This window comes from Serratia sp. MYb239 (genome assembly GCF_002966855.1).
GTDB lineage: Bacteria > Pseudomonadota > Gammaproteobacteria > Enterobacterales > Enterobacteriaceae > Serratia_B > Serratia_B rhizosphaerae.
In genome coordinates this window covers 3,825,689-3,847,411 of sequence record NZ_CP023268.1, presented here as the reverse complement: position 1 = coordinate 3,847,411, position 21,723 = coordinate 3,825,689, and the positions used below count along the sequence as shown (strand labels likewise).

The window sequence follows — 21,723 nt, the reverse complement described above, 5'->3', positions numbered from 1 at the left end:
GCCAAACGATAAAAACCCCGTCACGGTGTGACGGGGTTTTTTATTACCTGTCAGAATGCACCGGCGGGCTTGTCTGCTGCCGATACGGCGCGATTATTGGCCTGCGATTTTGCGCGTAAATATATGCCTGGCTTGATATGGCCGATATAGGCCAGCGACTGGCTTGGCGGCAGAGTGGCAATATCTCCTTCCCGCATATGCAACAGGTCTCCGGGGCTTATCCAGCCTGGCTCAGCCTGGGTCAGAGGATGTCCTGCCTGTTGATAGGCCGCGAGGACGAACTGTGAGCAGAAGTAGCTGGTTTCATCACCCGTTGGCGAGCTGAGCTGCGCCGTAGCCAATCCCTGCACGCATTGCTGGCGGAAATCCTGTGAGAAAGGATTTAGCGAACACAGCTGTTTGGTCATCATAAAGGGCATCATCTTGATAATCCCCCGGTAGTTATAGCGGCTTCCGACCTTTTGCCTGGCGAACGCGGCAATCTGATCGGCTTGCTCATGGCTTAAGCCCGGCAGACGCAGCGCGAACAACTTATCGCTCTGAGCGAGTGCATTCTCCAGGCTGACAATTTGCACGCCATTGCCGACGGCTTCAGCAACCTGGCCTTGGCCAATATAGATGGCGACATGGCTGACAGAAGAGGCGCTGAACAGGCGGATGCCCAGTGAGTTCAGGCCGATGGTTGAGGAAAACAGCAGATCGCCCGCTTGCAGGGCCGCCGGATCGATTTCCTGGAAGTTGTCACGCGGTGCAGAGCTGATGGCTTGAAACTGAATGTTGACTGGACGCAGAGGGGTGAATTTCTCTCGTTCAGACAGTGTAATATTCATGGTGCAGCCCGCCAGCAAAACGATGGGCAATAAAACGAGCAGGGGAGTGAGTGATGTCATTGCTTAATCCTTTAAGTCATGGCTTCCATAGCAAAACACCCTGCGTTACAGGGTGTTTTATCTAGCGCTAGATGCAATCAGCGTTTTATCTGCTCAACCAGATAGGCAACGATATCGCCGGTCTTGAGCATTTGCTTCTCGCCGCCGCGGCGGTTCTTGTACTCGATCTCATCGTTGTCCAGGTTGCGGTCGCCGATGACGATAGAGTGCGGGACGCCAATCAGTTCCATATCGGCGAACATGACGCCCGGACGCTCTTTACGGTCGTCGAGGATCACGTCGATACCGTGGCCGCGCAGCTCGGCGTACAGTTTTTCCGCCAGCTCCTGCACGCGGAAAGACTTGTGCATGTTCATTGGCAGAATCGCCACCTGGAACGGCGCGATAGCGTCAGGCCAGATGATGCCGCGCTCGTCATGGTTCTGTTCGATAGCCGCCGCCACTACACGCGTGACGCCGATACCGTAGCAGCCCATGGTCAGCACCTGGTTACGGCCGTCTTCACCCTGTACGGTCGCCTTCATGGCTTCCGAGTATTTGGTGCCCAACTGGAAGATGTGACCGACTTCGATGCCGCGTTTGATCTGCAGCGTACCCTGACCATCCGGGCTGGCGTCGCCTTCAACCACGTTGCGGATGTCAGCCACCTGTGGCAGCGGCAGGTCGCGTTCCCAGTTGATGCCGAAGTAGTGCTTATCGTCAACGTTGGCGCCAGCGCCGAAATCGCTCATAGCCGCGACGCTGCGGTCGATCACCACCGGCACCGGCATATTGAGTGGGCCAAGCGAACCCGGGCCGGCGCCCACGATGGCGCGAATCTCATCTTCGGTGGCGAAGGTCAGCGGCGTTGCCACCTGCGGCAGTTTCTCCGCTTTGATCTCGTTCAGCGCGTGGTCGCCACGTACCAGCAGGGCGATCAGCGAATGGCCGCTCTCTTCGCTGGCGCGCACCAGCAGCGTTTTCACGGTTTTTTCCACCGGTAGCTGGAACTGTTCAACCAGCTCGGCGATGGTTTTGGCGTTTGGCGTATCGACGATGCGCAGCTCTTCCGTAGCGGCCGCGCGCGGCTGCGCCGGCGCGACGGCTTCGGCCAGCTCGATGTTGGCGGCGAAATCGGACACGGTGGAGAAGACGATATCGTCCTCGCCGCTGTCGGCCAGCACCTGGAATTCATGCGAGGCGCTGCCGCCGATGGAGCCGGTATCCGCCAGCACCGGACGGAAGTCCAGCCCCATGCGGGAGAAGATCTTGTTATAGGCTTCATACATGGCGTCATAGGTCGCCTGCAGCGATTCCTGCGTGGTATGGAACGAATAGGCGTCTTTCATCAGGAATTCGCGGGAACGCATCACGCCGAAACGTGGGCGCACTTCATCGCGGAATTTGGTCTGAATCTGGAAGAAGTTCAGCGGCAGCTGTTTATAGGAGCTGATTTCATTGCGAATCAGATCGGTAATCACTTCCTCATGCGTAGGGCCGAGTACGAACGGACGTTCGCCGCGATCGACGAAGCGCAATAATTCCGGGCCGTATTGCTCCCAACGGCCGCTTTCCTGCCACAGATCGGCGGGCTGAACCACCGGCATGGAAACTTCGATCGCATTGGCGTTGTTCATTTCTTCGCGAACGATGTTTTCAACTTTTTTCAGAACCCGCAGGCCGGTCGGCAGCCAGGTGTAAAGACCGGAGGCCAGCTTGCGAATCATCCCGGCGCGCAGCATCAGCTGGTGGCTGATCACTTCGGCATCGGCAGGGGTCTCCTTCAGAGTGGAGAGCATATATTGGCTAGTACGCATGGTGTTTTTGTTCCGTTAGAACTGCAAATTGCAACGGGCTGCCGACAAGGCGGCCAAAATTGTCAAAAGTGATTTAGTTTAACAGCGTGAGACGGTTGCCAAAAGAGAGCGGGACGAATTTTAACGCGGCTCCAGCGACAGCACCTCGGTCATGCCGGCGACGACCCGCCAACGCACGTTGAAGTCCAGCAGCCAGACGGCATAATCTCGCCCTGTATCTTCCCCCTTACGGTAGGCTGGACGCGGATCCTGCGCCAGCACCTGGGTAATGAAACGGCGCAGCTGAGGGTAGCGCGTTTGTTGCTGCAGCAGTTGCTGTTCCGCCAGCGGTGAAAAGCTGACGGGCATATCCGCCGCCGGCGCCGCCTGGGCAAAGCCGGCCACGGCCTGCGGCTGGCTTTCGGCGAACGGCAGGTAGGGTTTGATATCCACCACCGGCGTACCATCCACCAGATCCAGACTGCCGAGTTCCAGTACGACCTCACCGCCCTGAATGCGCACTTTTTTCAGCTCGACCAGCGACATGCCGATGGGGTTGGGGCGGAAGGTCGAACGGGTGGCGAACACGCCCATGCGGGCATTGCCGCCGAGGCGCGGCGGCCGCACGGTGGGGCGCCAGCCGCCATCCATGGTTTGGTGAAAAATAAACATCACCCACAGATGGCTGAACGCCTCAAGGCCGCGTACTGCTTCGGCCTGATTGTAAGGCGGCAGCAACAGCAACTCGCCGCCGCCGTCTTCTACCAGCCCCGGTTGCCTGGGAACGGCGAATTTTTCTTTATACGGCGAGCGGATAGTTCCGATCTGATTGACAACAAATTCACTCATTTGGACGAAACGTTAAGCGCAGAACCCTGGCAGACGGCCTGTTGGTAACAGCCGGCGACGCCTTTGACAATCTGGCAGTCGTGCAGCAGCACGGCGTTGGCCTTCATATAGGAGGCGCGGATCTGCATACGTTTACGTGCGGTGGTCATGTTCGGCGGGGAGTCCTGAATGGTGGTCTGGCAAGATTCGCCGGAGACTTCACCCAGATCGCGGAACGGCTTGCCGACCAGCTCTTCTGCGCTTTTATACAGTTTTACCGGCGCAGGGCGGGGCGCTGGCGCAGGTTTGCTTGACGTTGTGGTCGTGGGTTTGCTGGTACTGTTTGTCGGGGTTGATTCGGTATGCAGCATGGAGCAGCCGCTAAGCGCAAGCGCTAACAAACAGAGAGGTAAAGCACGCATAGAGATTCCTCTGCCTTTTCATAAAAGTGGCGCTATTGAAGCAATCTATGGTGGAAATAACAAGACGGGCCGAAGCCCGTCTTGCAATTATAGGAACAAAATAGCCTTAAGATTGCGAGCTATCTGATGTTATCCCACCGTAAAAAGCGTGGAATTACCAGCCTTTCACCGCGCCGCCGTTGAAGATTTTGTTCGCGGCTTCGTTCACTTCGTCTGACTGATAAGCCTGAACGAATTTTTTCACGTTTTCCGCATCTTTGTTGTTTTCACGCGCAACCAGCAGGTTGACGTAAGGCGAATCTTTACCTTCAACAAACAGGCCGTCTTTGGCCGGAGTCAGACCTATCTGGCTGGCGTAGGTGGTGTTGATTACCGCCAGCGCGATTTGCTGATCGTCCAGCGAGCGTGGCAGCTGTGGCGCTTCCAATTCAACCAGCTTCAGGTTTTTCGGGTTTTCGGTCACGTCCAGAATGGTCGGCAGCAGGCCCACGCCGTCTTTCAGCTTGATCAGCCCTTCAGACTGCAGTAACAGCAGAGAACGGCCCAGGTTGGTTGGATCGTTCGGCAGCGCGATTTGCGAGCCAGGCTGCAGTTCGCTCAGCGATTTGATTTTCTTCGAGTAACCAGCAATCGGATACACAAAGGTATTGCCGACCGGCACCAGTTTATAACCGCGATCCTTGATCTGCTGATCCAGATACGGTTTGTGCTGGAAGGCGTTAACGTCGATATCGCCTTTACTCAGCGCTTCGTTAGGCAGGACATAGTCGTTGAAGGTTACCAGCTCAACGTCAAGGCCATATTTGTCTTTCGCCACTTTTTGCGCGACTTCTGCAACCTGCTGTTCTGCGCCGACGATCACGCCGACCTTGATATGGTTTGGATCTTTTTCATCCTGGCCGCAGCCAGCCAGAGCCAGAGAGCCGATCAGTGCGCCGATTGCCGCGATGGATTTAAGTTTTAACGACATATCCCTTCCTCTTATTAGACTCGCATACAAAGATGCTGTGCGCGTTGCTGTGAAACTTATTTATGGGTGACGGCTTTGACAACCCGATCGCCGCAGAACTGGATCAGATACACCAGGATCACCAGTAATACTAATACGGTATTCATCACCGTGGCGTTATATCCGATATAACCATACTGATAACCAATCTGCCCCAGGCCGCCGGCGCCGACGGCACCGCCCATGGCGGAATAGCCCACCAGAGTGATCAGTGTGATGGTGGCGGCGTTAACCAGACCCGGAAGCGCTTCCGGCAGCAGAACTTTTTTGATGATCTGCAGCGGCGTGGCGCCCATGGCGCGCGCGGCCTCCACCAGACCGGACGGGATCTCCAGCAGGGCGTTCTCCACCATGCGGGCGATAAACGGTGCTGCGCCGACGGTCAGCGGAACAATCGCCGCCTGCAGGCCGATGGAGGTACCGACGATCATGCGCGTGAAGGGAATCATCCAGACCAGCAAAATAATAAATGGAATGGAGCGGAAGATATTCACCAGCGCGGACAGCACTTTATACAGTGCCGGGTTGGCGATAATCTGTCCCGGACGGGTGACATACAGCAGCACGCCGACGGGCAGGCCGATGATAAACCCGAAGAAGCCGGAGACAAAGGTCATCATGACGGTTTCCCACACGCCACGCGCCATTAACCACATCATTGCCTCAGACATAACCCAGAACCTCTACTTTTACCTGATTTTCTTGCAGGAATTTAATCGTCGCCAGTGCGTCTTCATCGCTGCCGTGCAGCTCTGCCAGCATCACACCGAATTTCACTCCGCCCGCATAATCCATCTGCGCGCTGATAATATTGTTGTTGACGTTGAAGCGGCGAGCTGCTTCGGACAGCAGCGGCGCATCCACCGACTGGCCGGTGAACTCCAGGCGCAGCAGGGGTTGACGGTCGCCGCTGCGTTCCGGACTCAGGCGCTCGGCATAATCGTCAGGAATATCCAGATGCAGCGTGGACTGAATAAACTGCTGCGCCAGCGGCGTTTTCGGGTGCGAGAACACTTCGCTGACGCTGTCTTTTTCAATCAGCTGACCCTGGCTGATAACGGCGACCTGATCGCAGATGCGTTTTACCACGTCCATTTCGTGGGTGATAAGCAGGATGGTCAGCCCTAGGCGACGGTTAATGTCTTTCAGCAGTTCCAGAATCGAACGGGTGGTGGCCGGGTCCAGGGCGCTGGTGGCTTCGTCGCACAGCAGCACTTTAGGCTGGCTGGCCAGCGCGCGCGCGATCGCCACACGCTGCTTTTGCCCGCCGGACAGGTTGGCCGGGTAGGCGTCGTGCTTATCGGCCAGGCCGACCAGCTCCAGCAGTTCGCCGACGCGCTTTTTGATGTCGGCGCGTGGGGTGTTGTCCAGTTCCAGCGGCAGCGCAACGTTGCCAAAGACGGTACGGGACGACAGTAAGTTGAAGTGTTGGAAAATCATGCCGATTTGGCGGCGCGCACGCGTCAGTTCGCTTTCTGACAGGGCGGTCAGATCCTGGCCGTCCACCAGAACCTGGCCTGATGTCGGGCGCTCAAGCATATTGGCGCAGCGGATAAGCGTACTCTTACCGGCCCCGGATGAACCGATAACGCCATAAATTTGCCCGGCAGGGACGTGGAGAGTCACGTCTGAGAGCGCGTTAATGGTACGCGAGCCCTGCTGGAACACTTTGGTAATGTTAGAGAGTTTAATCATATTCTTCTTATTTTAGCGTGGTTGCCCGTGGCTAGATAAAAGTAAACCTTGGCGTGGAACCAAGGCATGGTCAGATGTTAAGGCGTCTAGACGTCTAAGTCAACGGGGGAGCTTTCGCTACCGTTCTCAGTATGGGGTAAAACATGCGATACTGTCCGCGTTTTCAGGCCCTCAGGAGCAAACCGGTGACACAAAGCGTTCCAGCTATTTTTTTAGATCGTGACGGCACGATCAATGTCGACCATGGCTATGTCCATGAAATCGATGACTTCCAATTTATTGATGGTGTGATCGATGCATGCCGTGAATTAAAAAACATGGGCTTTGCGTTGGTGCTGGTAACCAATCAGTCGGGCATTGCGCGCGGGATGTTCAGCGAAGAGCAGTTTATGTATCTCACCGAATGGATGGACTGGTCGCTGGCTGACCGTGGCGTCGACTTCGACGGCATCTATTTCTGCCCGCATCACCCGGAAGGAACGGTAGAAGAGCTGCGTCAGGTGTGCGACTGCCGCAAACCACAGCCGGGCATGCTGCTGCAGGCGCAGCAGGAACTGAATATTGATATGGCCGCTTCTTATATGGTGGGCGATAAACCGGAAGATATGCAGGCCGCCGCCGCTGCGGGTGTCGGCATGAAAGTTCTGGTGCGTACCGGCAAAGCGGTAACGGCAGAAGGGGAGCAACAGGCCGATTGGGTGTTAAATAGTCTGGCTGAGCTGCCGCAGGCGATAAAACAGCGGGTTTAATCGACGTTGTGGCGTAATAGTGAGCGGTTGAGAAAAAAGTGAATATTAATCCTTGTCATTCTGAATCGCCTCCCTATAATGCGCCTCCATCGACACGGAACATGTGAACAACATCACAGAGTATCCGGGGTCGACAGGGAAAAAATTCTGAAAAAATGAATTGACTCTGAAAGAGGAAAGCGTAATATACGCCACCTCGAGTTAGCAAGCGAAAGCGTGTAACTCACTGCTCTTTAACAATTTATCAGACAATCTGTGTGGGCACTCACAAGACGATATCCAGCATCCTCGGATGCAAAAAAATATCAAGTCTTGAAGAGTGACTAACTGAAGTAAAATTCATGCAGTAAATCTTTGAGCAACAGCTATTAACTTAGCGAATCAAGCTTTTAATTGAAGAGTTTGATCATGGCTCAGATTGAACGCTGGCGGCAGGCCTAACACATGCAAGTCGAGCGGCAGCGGAAAGTAGCTTGCTACTTTGCCGGCGAGCGGCGGACGGGTGAGTAATGTCTGGGAAACTGCCCGATGGAGGGGGATAACCACTGGAAACGGTGGCTAATACCGCATAATGTCTTCGGACCAAAGTGGGGGACCTTTGGGCCTCACACCATCGGATGTGCCCAGATGGGATTAGCTAGTAGGTGGGGTAATGGCTCACCTAGGCGACGATCCCTAGCTGGTCTGAGAGGATGACCAGCCACACTGGAACTGAGACACGGTCCAGACTCCTACGGGAGGCAGCAGTGGGGAATATTGCACAATGGGCGCAAGCCTGATGCAGCCATGCCGCGTGTGTGAAGAAGGCCTTCGGGTTGTAAAGCACTTTCAGCGAGGAGGAAGGGTAGTGTCTTAATACGGCATTACATTGACGTTACTCGCAGAAGAAGCACCGGCTAACTCCGTGCCAGCAGCCGCGGTAATACGGAGGGTGCAAGCGTTAATCGGAATTACTGGGCGTAAAGCGCACGCAGGCGGTTTGTTAAGTCAGATGTGAAATCCCCGAGCTTAACTTGGGAACTGCATTTGAAACTGGCAGACTAGAGTCTCGTAGAGGGGGGTAGAATTCCAGGTGTAGCGGTGAAATGCGTAGAGATCTGGAGGAATACCGGTGGCGAAGGCGGCCCCCTGGACGAAGACTGACGCTCAGGTGCGAAAGCGTGGGGAGCAAACAGGATTAGATACCCTGGTAGTCCACGCCGTAAACGATGTCGATTTGGAGGCTGTGCCCTTGAGGCGTGGCTTCCGGAGCTAACGCGTTAAATCGACCGCCTGGGGAGTACGGCCGCAAGGTTAAAACTCAAATGAATTGACGGGGGCCCGCACAAGCGGTGGAGCATGTGGTTTAATTCGATGCAACGCGAAGAACCTTACCTACTCTTGACATCCAGAGAACTTAGCAGAGATGCTTTGGTGCCTTCGGGAACTCTGAGACAGGTGCTGCATGGCTGTCGTCAGCTCGTGTTGTGAAATGTTGGGTTAAGTCCCGCAACGAGCGCAACCCTTATCCTTTGTTGCCAGCGGTTCGGCCGGGAACTCAAAGGAGACTGCCAGTGATAAACTGGAGGAAGGTGGGGATGACGTCAAGTCATCATGGCCCTTACGAGTAGGGCTACACACGTGCTACAATGGCGTATACAAAGAGAAGCGAACCTGCGAAGGCAAGCGGACCTCATAAAGTACGTCGTAGTCCGGATTGGAGTCTGCAACTCGACTCCATGAAGTCGGAATCGCTAGTAATCGTAGATCAGAATGCTACGGTGAATACGTTCCCGGGCCTTGTACACACCGCCCGTCACACCATGGGAGTGGGTTGCAAAAGAAGTAGGTAGCTTAACCTTCGGGAGGGCGCTTACCACTTTGTGATTCATGACTGGGGTGAAGTCGTAACAAGGTAACCGTAGGGGAACCTGCGGTTGGATCACCTCCTTACCTAAAGATATCCTGACTGTGCAGTGTCCACACAGATTGTCTGATGAAAAAGTAACGAGCAGAAATACCTTTATAGGCTTGTAGCTCAGGTGGTTAGAGCGCACCCCTGATAAGGGTGAGGTCGGTGGTTCAAGTCCACTCAGGCCTACCAAATTCTTCCTTATGCTGCGTTATGCTCTCGGTCGTTTACCAAAGTAAACTTCCCGGTCGCATGCCTTGCCTAAGAAAGAATTAACTCTTTACGAGTTGGTAATAACAAAGGTATTGCACGCGATTATATGGGGCTATAGCTCAGCTGGGAGAGCGCCTGCCTTGCACGCAGGAGGTCAGCGGTTCGATCCCGCTTAGCTCCACCATATAAGTCCGAAAATCAATACTTCAGAGTATATTGGCAACAGTATGCTGCGAAGTATTTTGCTCTTTAACAATCTGGAACAAGCTGAAAATTGAAACATGGCAGCTGAAACTTGTCCCCCGTAGAAGTTTGGGATGAGGAGTAACCTGTCATAGAGTCTCTCAAATGTAGCAACGCGACGATGTCGAAAGACACCTTCGGGTTGTGAGGTTAAGTGACTAAGCGTACACGGTGGATGCCTAGGCAGTCAGAGGCGATGAAGGGCGTGCTAATCTGCGAAAAGCGTCGGTAAGGTGATATGAACCGTTATAACCGACGATACCCGAATGGGGAAACCCAGTGTGTTTCGACACACTATCATGTCATGAATACATAGTGGCATGAGGCGAACCGGGGGAACTGAAACATCTAAGTACCCCGAGGAAAAGAAATCAACCGAGATTCCCCCAGTAGCGGCGAGCGAACGGGGAAGAGCCCAGAACCTGAATCGGCTTGTGTGTCAGTGGAAGCGTCTGGAAAGTCGCACAGTAAAGGGTGATAGTCCCGTACACGAAGATGCACAGGTCGTGAGTTCGATGAGTAGGGCGGGACACGTGTTATCCTGTCTGAATATGGGGGGACCATCCTCCAAGGCTAAATACTCCTGACTGACCGATAGTGAACCAGTACCGTGAGGGAAAGGCGAAAAGAACCCCGGCGAGGGGAGTGAAATAGAACCTGAAACCGTGTACGTACAAGCAGTGGGAGCACCTTCGTGGTGTGACTGCGTACCTTTTGTATAATGGGTCAGCGACTTATATTTTGTAGCAAGGTTAACCGAATAGGGGAGCCGTAGGGAAACCGAGTCTTAACTGGGCGTCTAGTTGCAAGGTATAGACCCGAAACCCGGTGATCTAGCCATGGGCAGGTTGAAGGTTGGGTAACACTAACTGGAGGACCGAACCGACTAATGTTGAAAAATTAGCGGATGACTTGTGGCTGGGGGTGAAAGGCCAATCAAACCGGGAGATAGCTGGTTCTCCCCGAAAGCTATTTAGGTAGCGCCTCGTGAACTCATCTTCGGGGGTAGAGCACTGTTTCGGCTAGGGGGCCATCCCGGCTTACCAAACCGATGCAAACTCCGAATACCGAAGAATGTTATCACGGGAGACACACGGCGGGTGCTAACGTCCGTCGTGAAGAGGGAAACAACCCAGACCGCCAGCTAAGGTCCCAAAGTCATGGTTAAGTGGGAAACGATGTGGGAAGGCACAGACAGCCAGGATGTTGGCTTAGAAGCAGCCATCATTTAAAGAAAGCGTAATAGCTCACTGGTCGAGTCGGCCTGCGCGGAAGATGTAACGGGGCTAAACCATGCACCGAAGCTGCGGCAGCGACGCTTATGCGTTGTTGGGTAGGGGAGCGTTCTGTAAGCCGTTGAAGGTGTGCTGCGAGGCATGCTGGAGGTATCAGAAGTGCGAATGCTGACATAAGTAACGATAATGCGGGTGAAAAACCCGCACGCCGGAAGACCAAGGGTTCCTGTCCAACGTTAATCGGGGCAGGGTGAGTCGACCCCTAAGGCGAGGCTGAAAAGCGTAGTCGATGGGAAACAGGTTAATATTCCTGTACTTGGTGTTACTGCGAAGGGGGGACGGAGAAGGCTAGGCTAGCCGAGCGACGGTTGTCTCGGTTTAAGCGTGTAGGGGGAGTGACCTGGTAAATCCGGTTGCTTGTTAACCCTGAGGCGTGATGACGATGCACTACGGTGCAGAAGTAGTTGATGCCAAGCTTCCAGGAAAAGCCTCTAAGCTCCAGGTAACACGAAATCGTACCCCAAACCGACACAGGTGGTCAGGTAGAGAATACCCAGGCGCTTGAGAGAACTCGGGTGAAGGAACTAGGCAAAATGGTGCCGTAACTTCGGGAGAAGGCACGCTGGCGCGTAGGTGAAGTCCCTTGCGGATGGAGCTGAAGCCAGTCGCAGATACCAGCTGGCTGCAACTGTTTAATAAAAACACAGCACTGTGCAAACACGAAAGTGGACGTATACGGTGTGACGCCTGCCCGGTGCCGGAAGGTTAATTGATGGGGTTATGGGTAACCAGAAGCTCTTGATCGAAGCCCCGGTAAACGGCGGCCGTAACTATAACGGTCCTAAGGTAGCGAAATTCCTTGTCGGGTAAGTTCCGACCTGCACGAATGGCGTAATGATGGCCAGGCTGTCTCCACCCGAGACTCAGTGAAATTGAACTCGCTGTGAAGATGCAGTGTACCCGCGGCAAGACGGAAAGACCCCGTGAACCTTTACTATAGCTTGACACTGAACATTGAGCCTTGATGTGTAGGATAGGTGGGAGGCTTTGAAGTGTGGACGCCAGTCTGCATGGAGCCAACCTTGAAATACCACCCTTTAATGTTTGATGTTCTAACTCGGCCCCCTAATCGGGGGTGAGGACAGTGTCTGGTGGGTAGTTTGACTGGGGCGGTCTCCTCCCAAAGAGTAACGGAGGAGCACGAAGGTTAGCTAATCACGGTCGGACATCGTGAGGTTAGTGCAAAGGCATAAGCTAGCTTGACTGCGAGAGTGACGGCTCGAGCAGGTGCGAAAGCAGGTCTTAGTGATCCGGTGGTTCTGAATGGAAGGGCCATCGCTCAACGGATAAAAGGTACTCCGGGGATAACAGGCTGATACCGCCCAAGAGTTCATATCGACGGCGGTGTTTGGCACCTCGATGTCGGCTCATCACATCCTGGGGCTGAAGTAGGTCCCAAGGGTATGGCTGTTCGCCATTTAAAGTGGTACGCGAGCTGGGTTTAGAACGTCGTGAGACAGTTCGGTCCCTATCTGCCGTGGGCGTTGGAAGATTGAGAGGGGTTGCTCCTAGTACGAGAGGACCGGAGTGAACGCACCACTGGTGTTCGGGTTGTCATGCCAATGGCATTGCCCGGTAGCTAAGTGCGGAAAAGATAAGCGCTGAAAGCATCTAAGCGCGAAACTTGCCTCAAGATGAGTCTTCCCTGGGCCTTTAAGGCCCCTGAAGGAACGTTTAAGACTAAGACGTTGATAGGCTGGGTGTGTAAGTGCAGCGATGCATTGAGCTAACCAGTACTAATGAACCGTGAGGCTTAACCTTACAACACCGAAGGTGTTTTAGAGACGGATGACAAAATCGTCGGGAACGATTTTGAACAACGCGGAGCGTTGGCCCCGAAGGGGTGAGTATCAGGATGATACGAATAATTTTCAGTGAAGTTCCGAGATTGGATTGACTGGCGGCGTGGAAACGTTGCGGGTTGATTGAAACAGAATTTGCCTGGCGGCAATAGCGCGGTGGTCCCACCTGACCCCATGCCGAACTCAGAAGTGAAACGCCGTAGCGCCGATGGTAGTGTGGGGTCTCCCCATGCGAGAGTAGGACACTGCCAGGCATCAAACAAAGTAAAAAGCCTCATGCGAAAGCATGAGGCTTTTTGCGTTTTTGGCCGTTAGGATCGTTTTATACGGGCGCACTGTAACAGTGCGTGACTTTCATCCTACTGTTTAATCCGTATCACAAAAATCACGACAATATTCTTCGCCTGCTACTCATTAAGTTGTTAATTTGTTGTAAACAACAAAGCAACAATAAACCTGCAGGGTGCCAAAACACTGGCTTGGAGAATAGATAATGACTGAAACAACCTCACCGCTCGGGGATGCCGCTACGTTAGAGGCACAAGATAAAAAAAAGCGAATCTTTGCCATTGTTGGCGCTTCATCGGGCAACCTGGTGGAGTGGTTTGATTTCTACGTTTATTCCTTCTGCTCGATCTATTTTGCCGCCGCTTTTTTTCCGGCAGGCAACAGTACCACCCAACTGCTGCAAACTGCCGGCATTTTCGCCGCCGGCTTCTTTATGCGGCCGATCGGCGGTTGGCTGTTTGGCTATATCGCCGATAAGCATGGCCGTAAAAACTCCATGCTGATCTCGGTCTGTATGATGTGCGCGGGATCGCTGGTGATCGCCTGTCTGCCCACCTACGCGTCGATCGGCAACTGGGCGCCGGTGCTGCTGCTGGTTGCGCGCCTGTTCCAGGGGCTGTCGGTCGGTGGTGAATACGGCACCAGCGCGACCTATATGAGTGAAGTGGCGGTGAAAGGCAAGCGCGGCTTTTACGCTTCTTTCCAGTATGTCACGCTGATCGGTGGCCAGCTGTTGGCATTGCTGGTTCTGGTGGTGCTGCAGCAGATCCTGTCTCATGCTGAGTTAGTGGCCTGGGGCTGGCGCATTCCGTTTGCGTTGGGGGCGGTACTGGCGGTTGTAGCGCTCTATTTGCGCCGCTCGTTGAACGAAACGTCTGACGCCTCAACCCGTAATCATCAGGATGCCGGTTCGCTGAGGGGGCTGTGGAAAAACCGCAAAGCATTCTTGATGGTGCTGGGTTTTACTGCGGCAGGCTCGCTGACGTTTTATACCTTTACCACCTATATGCAGAAATATCTGGTCAATACCGCCGGTATGGACGCCAGGCTGGCCAGCGGCATCATGACGGCGGCGCTGTTCGTCTTTATGCTGCTGCAGCCGGTAGCCGGAGCTCTGTCGGATAAGATCGGCCGTCGTAACTCCATGCTGATCTTCTCCACGCTGGCGACGCTGTTAACGGTGCCGATTCTGTTTACTCTGAAAAGCGTCTCCAGTCCTTATGCCGCTTTTGGCTTGATTGTTGTGGCGTTGATTATCATCAGTTTTTATACCTCGATCAGCGGCCTGCTGAAGGCGGAAATGTTTCCGCCTGAGGTGCGGGCGCTGGGCGTGGGGCTGTCTTATGCCGTTGCCAATGCGATGTTCGGCGGCTCGGCGGAATACGTCGCCCTGTCGCTGAAGTCATTCGGCATCGAGAATGTCTTCTTCTGGTATGTGTCCGGCATGAGCCTGCTGGCGCTGCTGGTTTCGCTGAAGCTGCATCGCAAAGGGAAGGAGATTCAGCTGTAAGTCAGCGGGTGGCGTGGTACAGGCTATAGCCCGCCGCCGCCCCGGCAACATCCCAGGCAAAATCCTTCCAGCTCCAGCCGGTGCCGCCTTCGCGGCTGTCATACAGCTCTTTGGCGGCGCCGACGCTGATGGCGAACATCAGGCCGAAAGTGCGGCTGTGAGGCTCGCTCCAATTCTGATGGTCGCCGTAGGCGCTACCGGCGGCGGCCAGCGCCGCAGAGCCGATAAAATGCTGGGCTTTGTCTTTACCGGTCCAGCTGTCGTTGGCCAGATGGCTGCAGCCGCCGGTGAATAACAGTGGGATCAGCAGGCAGAGATGCAATACACGCATAATGAAAACGTCCTGTTGTCATGGCGTACAAAAACCCCGGCGCGTGCCGGGGTCTGGAGAATCAATTATAGCGGAATCAGAGTATACGGCTAATCAACCGGTCGATGCGGATGCGTCGTAATCGGCGGATCAGCTTGCGTACTTTTACCGGGTATTGCTGAATGCTTTCCAGTTCCTGGTAGTGGCCGACCACGGTGGTGTAGGTGCGGATACATTCCAGTTCCTGGGCGCGCTGTTCACGCATTTCCTGGTTAGGATCGTGGATCAGGATGGCGTTCTCCAAATCCAGCCGCCAGGCGCGCGGGTTGAGGTTATTGCCGGTGAGCAGCTGCCATTCATCATCGACCCACATGCCTTTCAGGTGGTAACTGTTGTCACCGTCCTTCCACAGGCGGACGATCAGCTGGCCGGTATCGACATAGCGTTGCAGACGGGTAACGAAGCGGCGCAGGTTGATTTCATACAGGTACGGCAGCGCGCCGATGATTTTGAACGGTTGATCCTGCGGAATATAGAAATCGTTGGCGGTTTTGTCACCGACGATAATTTCCACCTGTTTGCCCTGGCGCAGCAGATAAATAATATTGCGCACCAGCAGCGCCGGCAGGTTGAAGTAGGGGGTGCACAGCGTCAGCTTTTGGTCGGTGCTGGCCATCAGGTGATGGATGGTCTTGTTCAGCACACTTTGTTTGCCCAGCCCGACCAGCGGCGTCACCGCCAGCTCGTCGTTGCCTGCGCTACCGCTGTACTGGTAACCGGCGTGGCGCAGGGCAAGACGAAACTGCCGCGTTTCGTTTTTGATTTCCGGGCTTTTGGGGCGATCGCAGCGGTCCAGGCGCTGCACGGCGCCGGCGGTCAGCAGATGCTGCCTGATATAGTCGACCATCGCGCTGGCCAACGAGCCGTTGCCAAGCAACTGGTAACGATCGTAACGGTATTTATCGTGCTGATGCAGATAGACATCGTTGATGCTGGCGCCGCTGTAGATCACGGTATCGTCAACGATAAAGCCTTTAAGGTGCAGTACGCCCAGCGCTTCACGGGTATTCACCGGCACGCCGTACACCGGTACGCTAAGGTCCGGGTGCTGCTGCGCCATGGCGCAGTACCAGTCGGCGTTGGTATTGGCTGCGGCGGCGCCGATACGGCCGCGCTGTGCGCGATGCCAGTCCACCAACACGCAAATTTCCAGCTCAGGGCGCTGCTGCTTTGCCTGATACAGCGCGTTGAGAATATCGCGGCCGGCGTCATCGTGCTCAAGATACAGGGCGACCAGATAGATGCGCTGAGTGGCGTTGGCAATGGCGTCAAGTAAGGCGGTGCGGTAATCCGACGGCGTGTACAGCGTACGAACATCAGCTACCGACTGGGGAATTTTTGGCAGTTGTGCAAGGTGTTGTTGATGTTTGCTACGTTTAAATTTTGACAACATCACAGTGCGCTTCTTCTCTCATGATTAGATGGCCGGAACGCCACATGCAGACAACATAAAATCGAACAAGTGGTCGATAATACCATTAGTTGCCCCGATTGTGCGTATGTTTTGGCATTAAATGGTGGATTTGTAACGCGTTGCGACATAGCTCACCTCGCTTTTCCGGACTTCAGCGGCAGCGTCAGATTGACGATACCGTCTTCCAGCTGTACGTCCACCATAAAACCCAGTTTCTCTGCCAATGTCACCATACCGCGGTTATTCGGCATGGTGATGCCGCTCAAACGCAGCAGACCGCGGCTGCGCGCATAGCCAATCATCTTTTCCAGCAGTTGACGACCCAGGCCTAATCCTTTCAGATCGGAACGTACCAGGACGGCGAATTCGGCGTCGGTATTGTCCGGGTCGGACAGTGCGCGCGTCACGCCGATAATCTGCTGATCCTCGGCGACCGCGACAAATGCCATTTCACGATCGTAGTCGATTTGCGTCATATTCGCTAAGTCATCATGACTAAACTCATTGATCTCGCTGAAATATCGGTAATAAAGGTCTTCTTTGGTCACGCGGTCGATAAAGTGCTTCAGCGCCGGCTCATCTTCCGGCAGGATCGGCCGGAACAGACAGTGAGCACCGTTCTTCAGCGTGATGGTCTCTTCCAGCTCCTGCGGGTAGGGGCGAATGGCCAGCCGCGCCTGCGGATCGCCGCTGAACGGCGCCAACTGCATTGATACGTCCAGCAGCGTGAATTCGCTGCCGGTCGCCAGCACTGGATGAATATCCAGCCGGGCGATCTCCGGGCAGTCGAGGATCAGGTTGGAGACCTGCACCAGCAGCCGGCTAAGGCCGGGAATATCCAGCGGGCGCAGGGCGCTGCGGCCGCGAATCTTGCCGCCTTTCACCGCCTGCAGCACCAGATAGCGCGCCAGCGCCATATTGAGCGGCGGCAGGGCGACGGCGGCTTGATGTTCCTGCCGCCACTCCACGCCGCCTTCGCCCAGCATAATCAGCGGGCCGAAGATCGGATCCTGCTCAACGGCGATCCGCAGTTCCTGCGCGCCGGCGCGGTTCGCCATGCTCTGCACCAGCAGGCCGTGGATGCGCGCCTGCGGATAGGTACGTTTGACGCGATCGAGAATCGCATCGGCGGCGCGCTGCACCTCGGTGGCGGTGCGTAGATAGAGCATCACCCCCTGAACCTCGGACTTATGCGGAATATCCGGCGAGCGCAGCTTCAGCGCCACCGGATAACCGATCTGCTCGGCGATATGCACCGCTTCGGCGCTGTCGCCAGCAATCCAGGTCGGCAGCGTGCTGAGGCCGTAGGCCTGCAGGATCGGCTGCACCTCATGGGTATCCAGTTGACTGGCGCCTTCGGCCAGCGCCTGATGAATCAGCTGATGAGCGGCGGCGGTATTGGCGGTCAGTCCGACCGGCAGGGCCGGCGTCTCCTTCAGCTGTTTCTGATTGCGGCGGTACTCCACCATATGCATAAAAGCGGTCACGGCGCCTTCCGGCGTACGGTAGGTGGGTATCCCGGCGTCGGTGAACAGCCTGCGGGCTTCCTGCGAGGAGTATTCGCCGCACCAGTTGGTCAGCAGCGTGATGCGCTTGCCGCGCGGGTGCTGGCGAATTGCCGCGACCAGTTTCTCCGCGGTTACGGTGCCGGGCGCGGCGGCGCTGGGGGCATGAATCAGCAGCAGCGCGTCGTAATCGTTGCTGTCCAGCAGCACCTGCAGCGCTGCCAGATAACGTTCCGGCGTGGCGTCATCATGCAGGTCGAGCGGGTTGTTCAGCGGGATAAAACCCGGCAGCGCCGCGCTGAGTTGCTGCTGCGTCTCTGCGCTCAGCATGGCCGGTTTGCCGTTGCGCGCCAGCAACTGGTCGAGCGCCATCGCCGCCGGCGCGGCGCCGTTGCTGATAATCATCAGACGCTCGCCGCGCAAAGGGTGCATATGGCTGAGGGTCTCCACCGCCGAGAACAGCTCGTGGGTATCCTGCACGCGCAGCAGGCCGGCGCGCTGGATGGCGGCATCATAGGCGGCGTCCAGCCCCTGCTGGCCGTTCAGCAGACGCTGGGCCTGCTGGCTGCGACCGCTTTTTACCACCAGAATCGGCTTATTGCGGGAGGCGCTGCGCGAGGCTGACAGGAAACGGCGCGCATCGTGAATATTTTCCAGATACAGCAGGATGGCGCTGGTTTTCGCGTCGCGCGCCAGAAAGTCCAGTAGATCATCGACGTCGATATCCTGGCTGTCGCCTAATGCGACAAAATAGGAAAAGCCGACCTCGCGCTGCTGCGCCCAGTCGAGAATGGTATTGGCGACGGCGGCGGATTGTGAAATAAACGCCAGCCGGCCCGGCAGTATCGGCACCGGTGAGAAACTGGCGTTGATGCCTTGCCACGGCGCCAGCAGGCCGAGACTATTCGGCCCCAGCAGGCGTATGGCGTAACGCTGGGCGCAGGCTTTCAGCTCGGCGAACTGCTCCGGCTGGGCGGAGAGAATAATCACGGCTTTGCAGCCGCGTTCGCCCAATGCGCCAAGCAGCGGCAGATTGCGTGAGTCGTGAGTGCAGATGATTGCCAGGTCGGGGGCGATCGGCAGGCTGGCGACGTCGGCATAGGCCATCACGCCGCATACCGCCTTATAGCGCGGCGTGACCGGCAGAATCGGGCCGTTGAAACCGCCGGCGAGCAGGTTGTGCATCATCAGATGGCCCGAACGTCCCGGCCGTTGCGACGCCCCCAGCACGGCGATAGATTTGGGACGTAATAGCGCTTCCAAGCCTCGCTGACTCATAACCTCACTCCTTTAACCGCAACGTTGTCGCCTGATTTTAGGCGCTTTATGGCGATGTTGCTGTGATCGACGCCGCTGGACGCGTAGGTTTACCGGCCAGATAGCGCTGGCGGAAATAGCTGAAGTGCTGGCTCAGGCCGAGCGCGGCAGCGTCGTCACCCGCCTGTTGCAGCAGCGCGGCGGCGACTTCGGCGGTGCAGTGCTGTTCGGCGCGGCTGGCTTCACGCAGCTGATAGTCGGACGCTGCGGCGACGTCCAGTGAAAATACCGGGAACTGATTCAGGTAGGGGCTTTTGCGGAACATTTTGCGCGCTTCCGACCAGGTACCGTCGAGCATGATAAACAGCGGCGGCTTGCCACTCGTCGGCAGTTGGCTGTAGACCGGCCGCCCGGCATCGGCGTAGGAGGCAGGGAATACCACGTACGGCTGACGGTGCGGATCGTTAATCGCCGCCAGCAGCGCCGGATCGACTTCGGTGCGCGACCAGAGAAATGCCTGGGTGTCCGGTAGAATATCGGCGATCAGCCGGCCGGTGTTGCTGGGCTTGAGCGGTTCGGCGCCGAACATGATCAGGCAGAAACGGCTGTCGGCGGACTGAGGAGTAATAGTGTCGCACAGGCAGTTTTTCTGCGGCAGCAGGCAGCCCTGGCAGCGCGCCACGCGGCAGCCGCGTGCCAGAAAAGGACGGGTGGCGCGATCCAGACGAAGCTGGCGCAGGCGAAGTACGGCGTTGTCGGTCATAGCGATCCTGGGCAGGCCGGCGCTTATTCCGGCGTAAAAACCGCTATTGTAACGCAGAAAACATCAGGGTGGGATGGGGGCCGCCGTCCGTCACGGACGGCGCGGCGGCGGGTTTTGCGTTACACTGATTCATCAAGCCAGTTGTCAAACGGCGCTTTGGGCATCGCGCCGCTGAGCATATCCACCATTTTCCCGTCGCGGAACAGCATGATGGTCGGGATGCTGCGAATCCGGAAGCGCGCGCTGAGTTCAGGTTCAGCTTCGGTGTTGACCTTGACGAAGCGCACCTTGCTGGCCCGTTCTTCGGCAACGTCTTCGAAAATCGGCGCAAAGTTGAGGCAGGGGCCGCACCACGGCGCCCAAAAGTCAACCACTACCGGCAGGTCATCCTGCAGTAATTTATCCAGGGTCTCTGCGGTGGCGTTAATCACCTCGCCATCGAATAATTCATGGCCGCAGCGGCCGCATTTGGCGCCGTCAGTCAGACGGTCTTGCGGGACGCGGTTGGTGGCGTTACAAGCGGAGCAAACTGTATTCATGGGAACCTCGGGTACGGGTAGCTGACATAGCGCGCAAGCGTGGCGGCTATGTTTCGTTAATGCTGTTTATTATCGGCAAAAGCGCGTTATCGAACAAAGAGGTTTGTTCAATGAATGTAATAGCCGGGATCTTATTCGTCCAAGTTGGTGGCTTAGCAGACCGACATCAGGTAATCTTCGCGCCTGCGCGTTGGTGGAGAAGACAATGAACGACTCATTTAGTGGCAAAAACGGCAAAGTTAAAGTGATGTACGTCCGCAATGACGAAGACGGCGGCGACGATCGTAACAACAAACGCCCGGCCGGCAAAGGCCGTCCGGCGGACAAGTCGCGCTCCGGTCGCGGCGCTCAGGATAATAAGGCGCGCGGCGGCGACCGCGGCGGGCGTCGTCCGGCACGTACGGAAGGACGCGGCGGCAATGATTCGCCGTGGAAAACCGTATCGCGCGGCCCGGATGCGGAGCCGGCGTTTGACCACGGCGGCATCAGCGGCAAAAGTTTTATCGATCCGGAACAGCTGCGCCGCCAGCGTGCGGAAGAAACGCGGGTGTATGGCGAGAATGCCTGTCAGGCGCTGTTCGCCAGCCGTCCTGACGCTATCGTGCGCGCCTGGTTCGTGCAGTCGGTGACGCCGCGTTTCCGCGAGGCGCTGCGCTGGATGGCGGCTAACCGTAAGGCTTACCACGTGGTGGATGATGAAGAGCTGGCAAAAGCGTCCGGCACCGAGCACCACGGCGGCGTCTGCTTCCTGATCAAAAAGCGCCAGGGACTGGATGCGACCACTTACCTGAAGACGGCGCCGGCCAGTGACTGCGTGCTGGCGCTGGAAGCGGTGGGCAACCCGCACAACCTGGGGGCGATCATGCGCTCCTGCGCCCACTTCGGCGTGAACGGCGTGCTGCTGCAGGATCCGGCGCTACTGGAATCCGGCGCGGCGGTACGTACCGCAGAAGGCGGCGCGGAGCATATCAAGGCGATCAATGCCGACGACTTCCTGTCGGTGCTGGATAGCTTCCGCCAGGCGGGCTACACCATCGTGACCACCTCCAGCCATAAAGGCGTGGCGTTGGCGCAGGCCAAACTGCCGGCCAAAATGGTGCTGGTGCTGGGTCAGGAACGCGATGGCCTGAGCGACGGCGCCTGGCAGCAGGGGGACATGAACGTCTCCATCGGCGGCACCGGCAAGGTGGAGAGTCTGAACGTCTCGGTCGCGACCGGCATTCTGCTGGCGGACTGGTGGCGTCAGAATCAGGCGTAATGGCCAG

At 56.4% G+C, this 21,723-nt stretch carries 15 protein-coding genes, 2 tRNA genes and 3 rRNA genes; 8 read left to right on the top strand and 12 right to left on the bottom strand.

All coding sequences use genetic code 11. The annotated features are described in order from the left end of the window. Window positions 1-50: 50 nt before the first annotated feature. The 7 genes from CLM71_RS18465 to metN form a co-directional block, all read right to left on the bottom strand. Window positions 51-890, bottom strand: a complete 840-nt coding sequence (locus tag CLM71_RS18465; RefSeq protein WP_105232285.1) for a YaeF family permuted papain-like enzyme — start codon at window positions 888-890, stop codon at window positions 51-53. A 77-nt stretch (window positions 891-967) separates the two neighbouring features. Further along, the gene (gene proS, locus CLM71_RS18460) at window positions 968-2,686 is read right to left on the bottom strand and encodes a proline--tRNA ligase (protein WP_105232284.1); all 1,719 of its coding nucleotides are present in this window, start codon (window positions 2,684-2,686) and stop codon (window positions 968-970) included. 120 nt (window positions 2,687-2,806) lie between these two features. Beyond that, entirely contained in the window at window positions 2,807-3,514 is a 708-nt protein-coding gene (gene tsaA / locus CLM71_RS18455; RefSeq protein ID WP_105232283.1) for a tRNA (N6-threonylcarbamoyladenosine(37)-N6)-methyltransferase TrmO, read from the bottom strand. Continuing rightward, a complete protein-coding gene (gene rcsF, locus CLM71_RS18450; protein ID WP_105232282.1) occupies window positions 3,511-3,915 on the bottom strand; it encodes an Rcs stress response system protein RcsF in 405 nt (134 codons plus the stop codon). The genes tsaA and rcsF overlap by 4 nt, the downstream gene beginning before the upstream one ends. Before the next feature lie 154 nt (window positions 3,916-4,069). Then, a complete protein-coding gene (locus CLM71_RS18445) occupies window positions 4,070-4,885 on the bottom strand; it encodes a MetQ/NlpA family lipoprotein (protein WP_105232281.1) in 816 nt (271 codons plus the stop codon). Window positions 4,886-4,941: 56 nt separating this feature from the next. Next, window positions 4,942-5,595 carry a methionine ABC transporter permease MetI gene (locus tag CLM71_RS18440; RefSeq protein WP_105232280.1) on the bottom strand — a complete coding sequence of 218 codons (654 nt, stop codon included), beginning with the start codon at window positions 5,593-5,595 and terminating at the stop codon, window positions 4,942-4,944. Beyond that, on the bottom strand, window positions 5,588-6,619 hold the full coding sequence (gene metN, locus CLM71_RS18435) for a methionine ABC transporter ATP-binding protein MetN (RefSeq protein WP_105232279.1): 1,032 nt from the start codon (window positions 6,617-6,619) through the stop codon (window positions 5,588-5,590). Before metN ends, CLM71_RS18440 begins: the two co-directional genes overlap by 8 nt. A 185-nt stretch (window positions 6,620-6,804) precedes the next feature. Between metN and gmhB the strand changes: the two genes are divergently transcribed. From gmhB to CLM71_RS18400, 7 genes are all read left to right on the top strand, one after another. Next, a complete protein-coding gene (gene gmhB / locus CLM71_RS18430) occupies window positions 6,805-7,368 on the top strand; it encodes a D-glycero-beta-D-manno-heptose 1,7-bisphosphate 7-phosphatase (RefSeq protein ID WP_105232278.1) in 564 nt (187 codons plus the stop codon). A 390-nt stretch (window positions 7,369-7,758) separates the two neighbouring features. Continuing rightward, window positions 7,759-9,300: ribosomal RNA gene (locus tag CLM71_RS18425) — 16S ribosomal RNA — on the top strand. 74 nt (window positions 9,301-9,374) lie between these two features. Beyond that, window positions 9,375-9,451: transfer RNA gene (locus tag CLM71_RS18420), tRNA-Ile, on the top strand. A gap of 129 nt (window positions 9,452-9,580) precedes the next feature. Continuing rightward, window positions 9,581-9,656 (top strand) — tRNA-Ala (locus tag CLM71_RS18415). A 207-nt stretch (window positions 9,657-9,863) separates the two neighbouring features. Next, window positions 9,864-12,771: ribosomal RNA gene (locus CLM71_RS18410) — 23S ribosomal RNA — on the top strand. Window positions 12,772-12,950: 179 nt separating this feature from the next. Continuing rightward, a 5S ribosomal RNA gene (rrf, locus tag CLM71_RS18405) occupies window positions 12,951-13,066 on the top strand. Together the 16S, 23S and 5S rRNA genes with 2 tRNA genes alongside form the textbook arrangement of a ribosomal RNA operon. 239 nt (window positions 13,067-13,305) lie before the next feature. After that, window positions 13,306-14,610 (top strand): MFS family transporter, encoded by a 1,305-nt coding sequence (locus CLM71_RS18400; protein ID WP_105232277.1) that lies wholly within the window; start codon window positions 13,306-13,308, stop codon window positions 14,608-14,610. Window position 14,611: 1 nt separating this feature from the next. On the opposite strand, the gene CLM71_RS18395 is transcribed toward CLM71_RS18400, so the two are convergent. The 5 genes from CLM71_RS18395 to trxC all read right to left on the bottom strand — a co-directional run bounded on the left by CLM71_RS18395 (window position 14,612) and on the right by trxC (window position 20,458). After that, window positions 14,612-14,941 carry a YfiM family lipoprotein gene (locus tag CLM71_RS18395; RefSeq protein WP_105232276.1) on the bottom strand — a complete coding sequence of 110 codons (330 nt, stop codon included), beginning with the start codon at window positions 14,939-14,941 and terminating at the stop codon, window positions 14,612-14,614. 76 nt (window positions 14,942-15,017) lie between these two features. Beyond that, entirely contained in the window at window positions 15,018-16,373 is a 1,356-nt protein-coding gene (gene pssA, locus CLM71_RS18390; protein WP_199776388.1) for a CDP-diacylglycerol--serine O-phosphatidyltransferase, read from the bottom strand. Between the two features lie 152 nt (window positions 16,374-16,525). After that, a complete protein-coding gene (locus CLM71_RS18385) occupies window positions 16,526-19,177 on the bottom strand; it encodes a bifunctional acetate--CoA ligase family protein/GNAT family N-acetyltransferase (RefSeq protein WP_105232274.1) in 2,652 nt (883 codons plus the stop codon). 46 nt (window positions 19,178-19,223) lie between these two features. Then, entirely contained in the window at window positions 19,224-19,919 is a 696-nt protein-coding gene (locus CLM71_RS18380) for a tRNA-uridine aminocarboxypropyltransferase (RefSeq protein ID WP_105232273.1), read from the bottom strand. Window positions 19,920-20,038: 119 nt separating this feature from the next. After that, window positions 20,039-20,458 carry a thioredoxin TrxC gene (gene trxC, locus CLM71_RS18375; protein ID WP_105232272.1) on the bottom strand — a complete coding sequence of 140 codons (420 nt, stop codon included), beginning with the start codon at window positions 20,456-20,458 and terminating at the stop codon, window positions 20,039-20,041. 205 nt (window positions 20,459-20,663) lie between these two features. On the opposite strand from trxC, the gene CLM71_RS18370 reads away from it, so the two are divergent. Continuing rightward, window positions 20,664-21,716 carry a tRNA/rRNA methyltransferase gene (locus CLM71_RS18370; protein WP_105232271.1) on the top strand — a complete coding sequence of 351 codons (1,053 nt, stop codon included), beginning with the start codon at window positions 20,664-20,666 and terminating at the stop codon, window positions 21,714-21,716. Window positions 21,717-21,723 lie beyond the last annotated feature (7 nt).

Bases quoted from the DNA above. Each gene is read 5' to 3' on its own strand.
- CLM71_RS18465 (WP_105232285.1), bottom strand. From the start codon at position 890: ATGACATCACTCACTCCCCTGCTCGTTTTATTGCCCATCGTTTTGCTG.
- proS (WP_105232284.1), bottom strand. From the start codon at position 2,686: ATGCGTACTAGCCAATATATGCTCTCCACTCTGAAGGAGACCCCTGCC.
- tsaA (WP_105232283.1), bottom strand. From the start codon at position 3,514: ATGAGTGAATTTGTTGTCAATCAGATCGGAACTATCCGCTCGCCGTAT.
- rcsF (WP_105232282.1), bottom strand. From the start codon at position 3,915: ATGCGTGCTTTACCTCTCTGTTTGTTAGCGCTTGCGCTTAGCGGCTGC.
- CLM71_RS18445 (WP_105232281.1), bottom strand. From the start codon at position 4,885: ATGTCGTTAAAACTTAAATCCATCGCGGCAATCGGCGCACTGATCGGC.
- CLM71_RS18440 (WP_105232280.1), bottom strand. From the start codon at position 5,595: ATGTCTGAGGCAATGATGTGGTTAATGGCGCGTGGCGTGTGGGAAACC.
- metN (WP_105232279.1), bottom strand. From the start codon at position 6,619: ATGATTAAACTCTCTAACATTACCAAAGTGTTCCAGCAGGGCTCGCGT.
- CLM71_RS18400 (WP_105232277.1), top strand. From the start codon at position 13,306: ATGACTGAAACAACCTCACCGCTCGGGGATGCCGCTACGTTAGAGGCA.
- CLM71_RS18395 (WP_105232276.1), bottom strand. From the start codon at position 14,941: ATGCGTGTATTGCATCTCTGCCTGCTGATCCCACTGTTATTCACCGGC.
- pssA (WP_199776388.1), bottom strand. From the start codon at position 16,373: ATGTTGTCAAAATTTAAACGTAGCAAACATCAACAACACCTTGCACAA.
- CLM71_RS18385 (WP_105232274.1), bottom strand. From the start codon at position 19,177: ATGAGTCAGCGAGGCTTGGAAGCGCTATTACGTCCCAAATCTATCGCC.
- CLM71_RS18380 (WP_105232273.1), bottom strand. From the start codon at position 19,919: ATGACCGACAACGCCGTACTTCGCCTGCGCCAGCTTCGTCTGGATCGC.
- trxC (WP_105232272.1), bottom strand. From the start codon at position 20,458: ATGAATACAGTTTGCTCCGCTTGTAACGCCACCAACCGCGTCCCGCAA.
- CLM71_RS18370 (WP_105232271.1), top strand. From the start codon at position 20,664: ATGAACGACTCATTTAGTGGCAAAAACGGCAAAGTTAAAGTGATGTAC.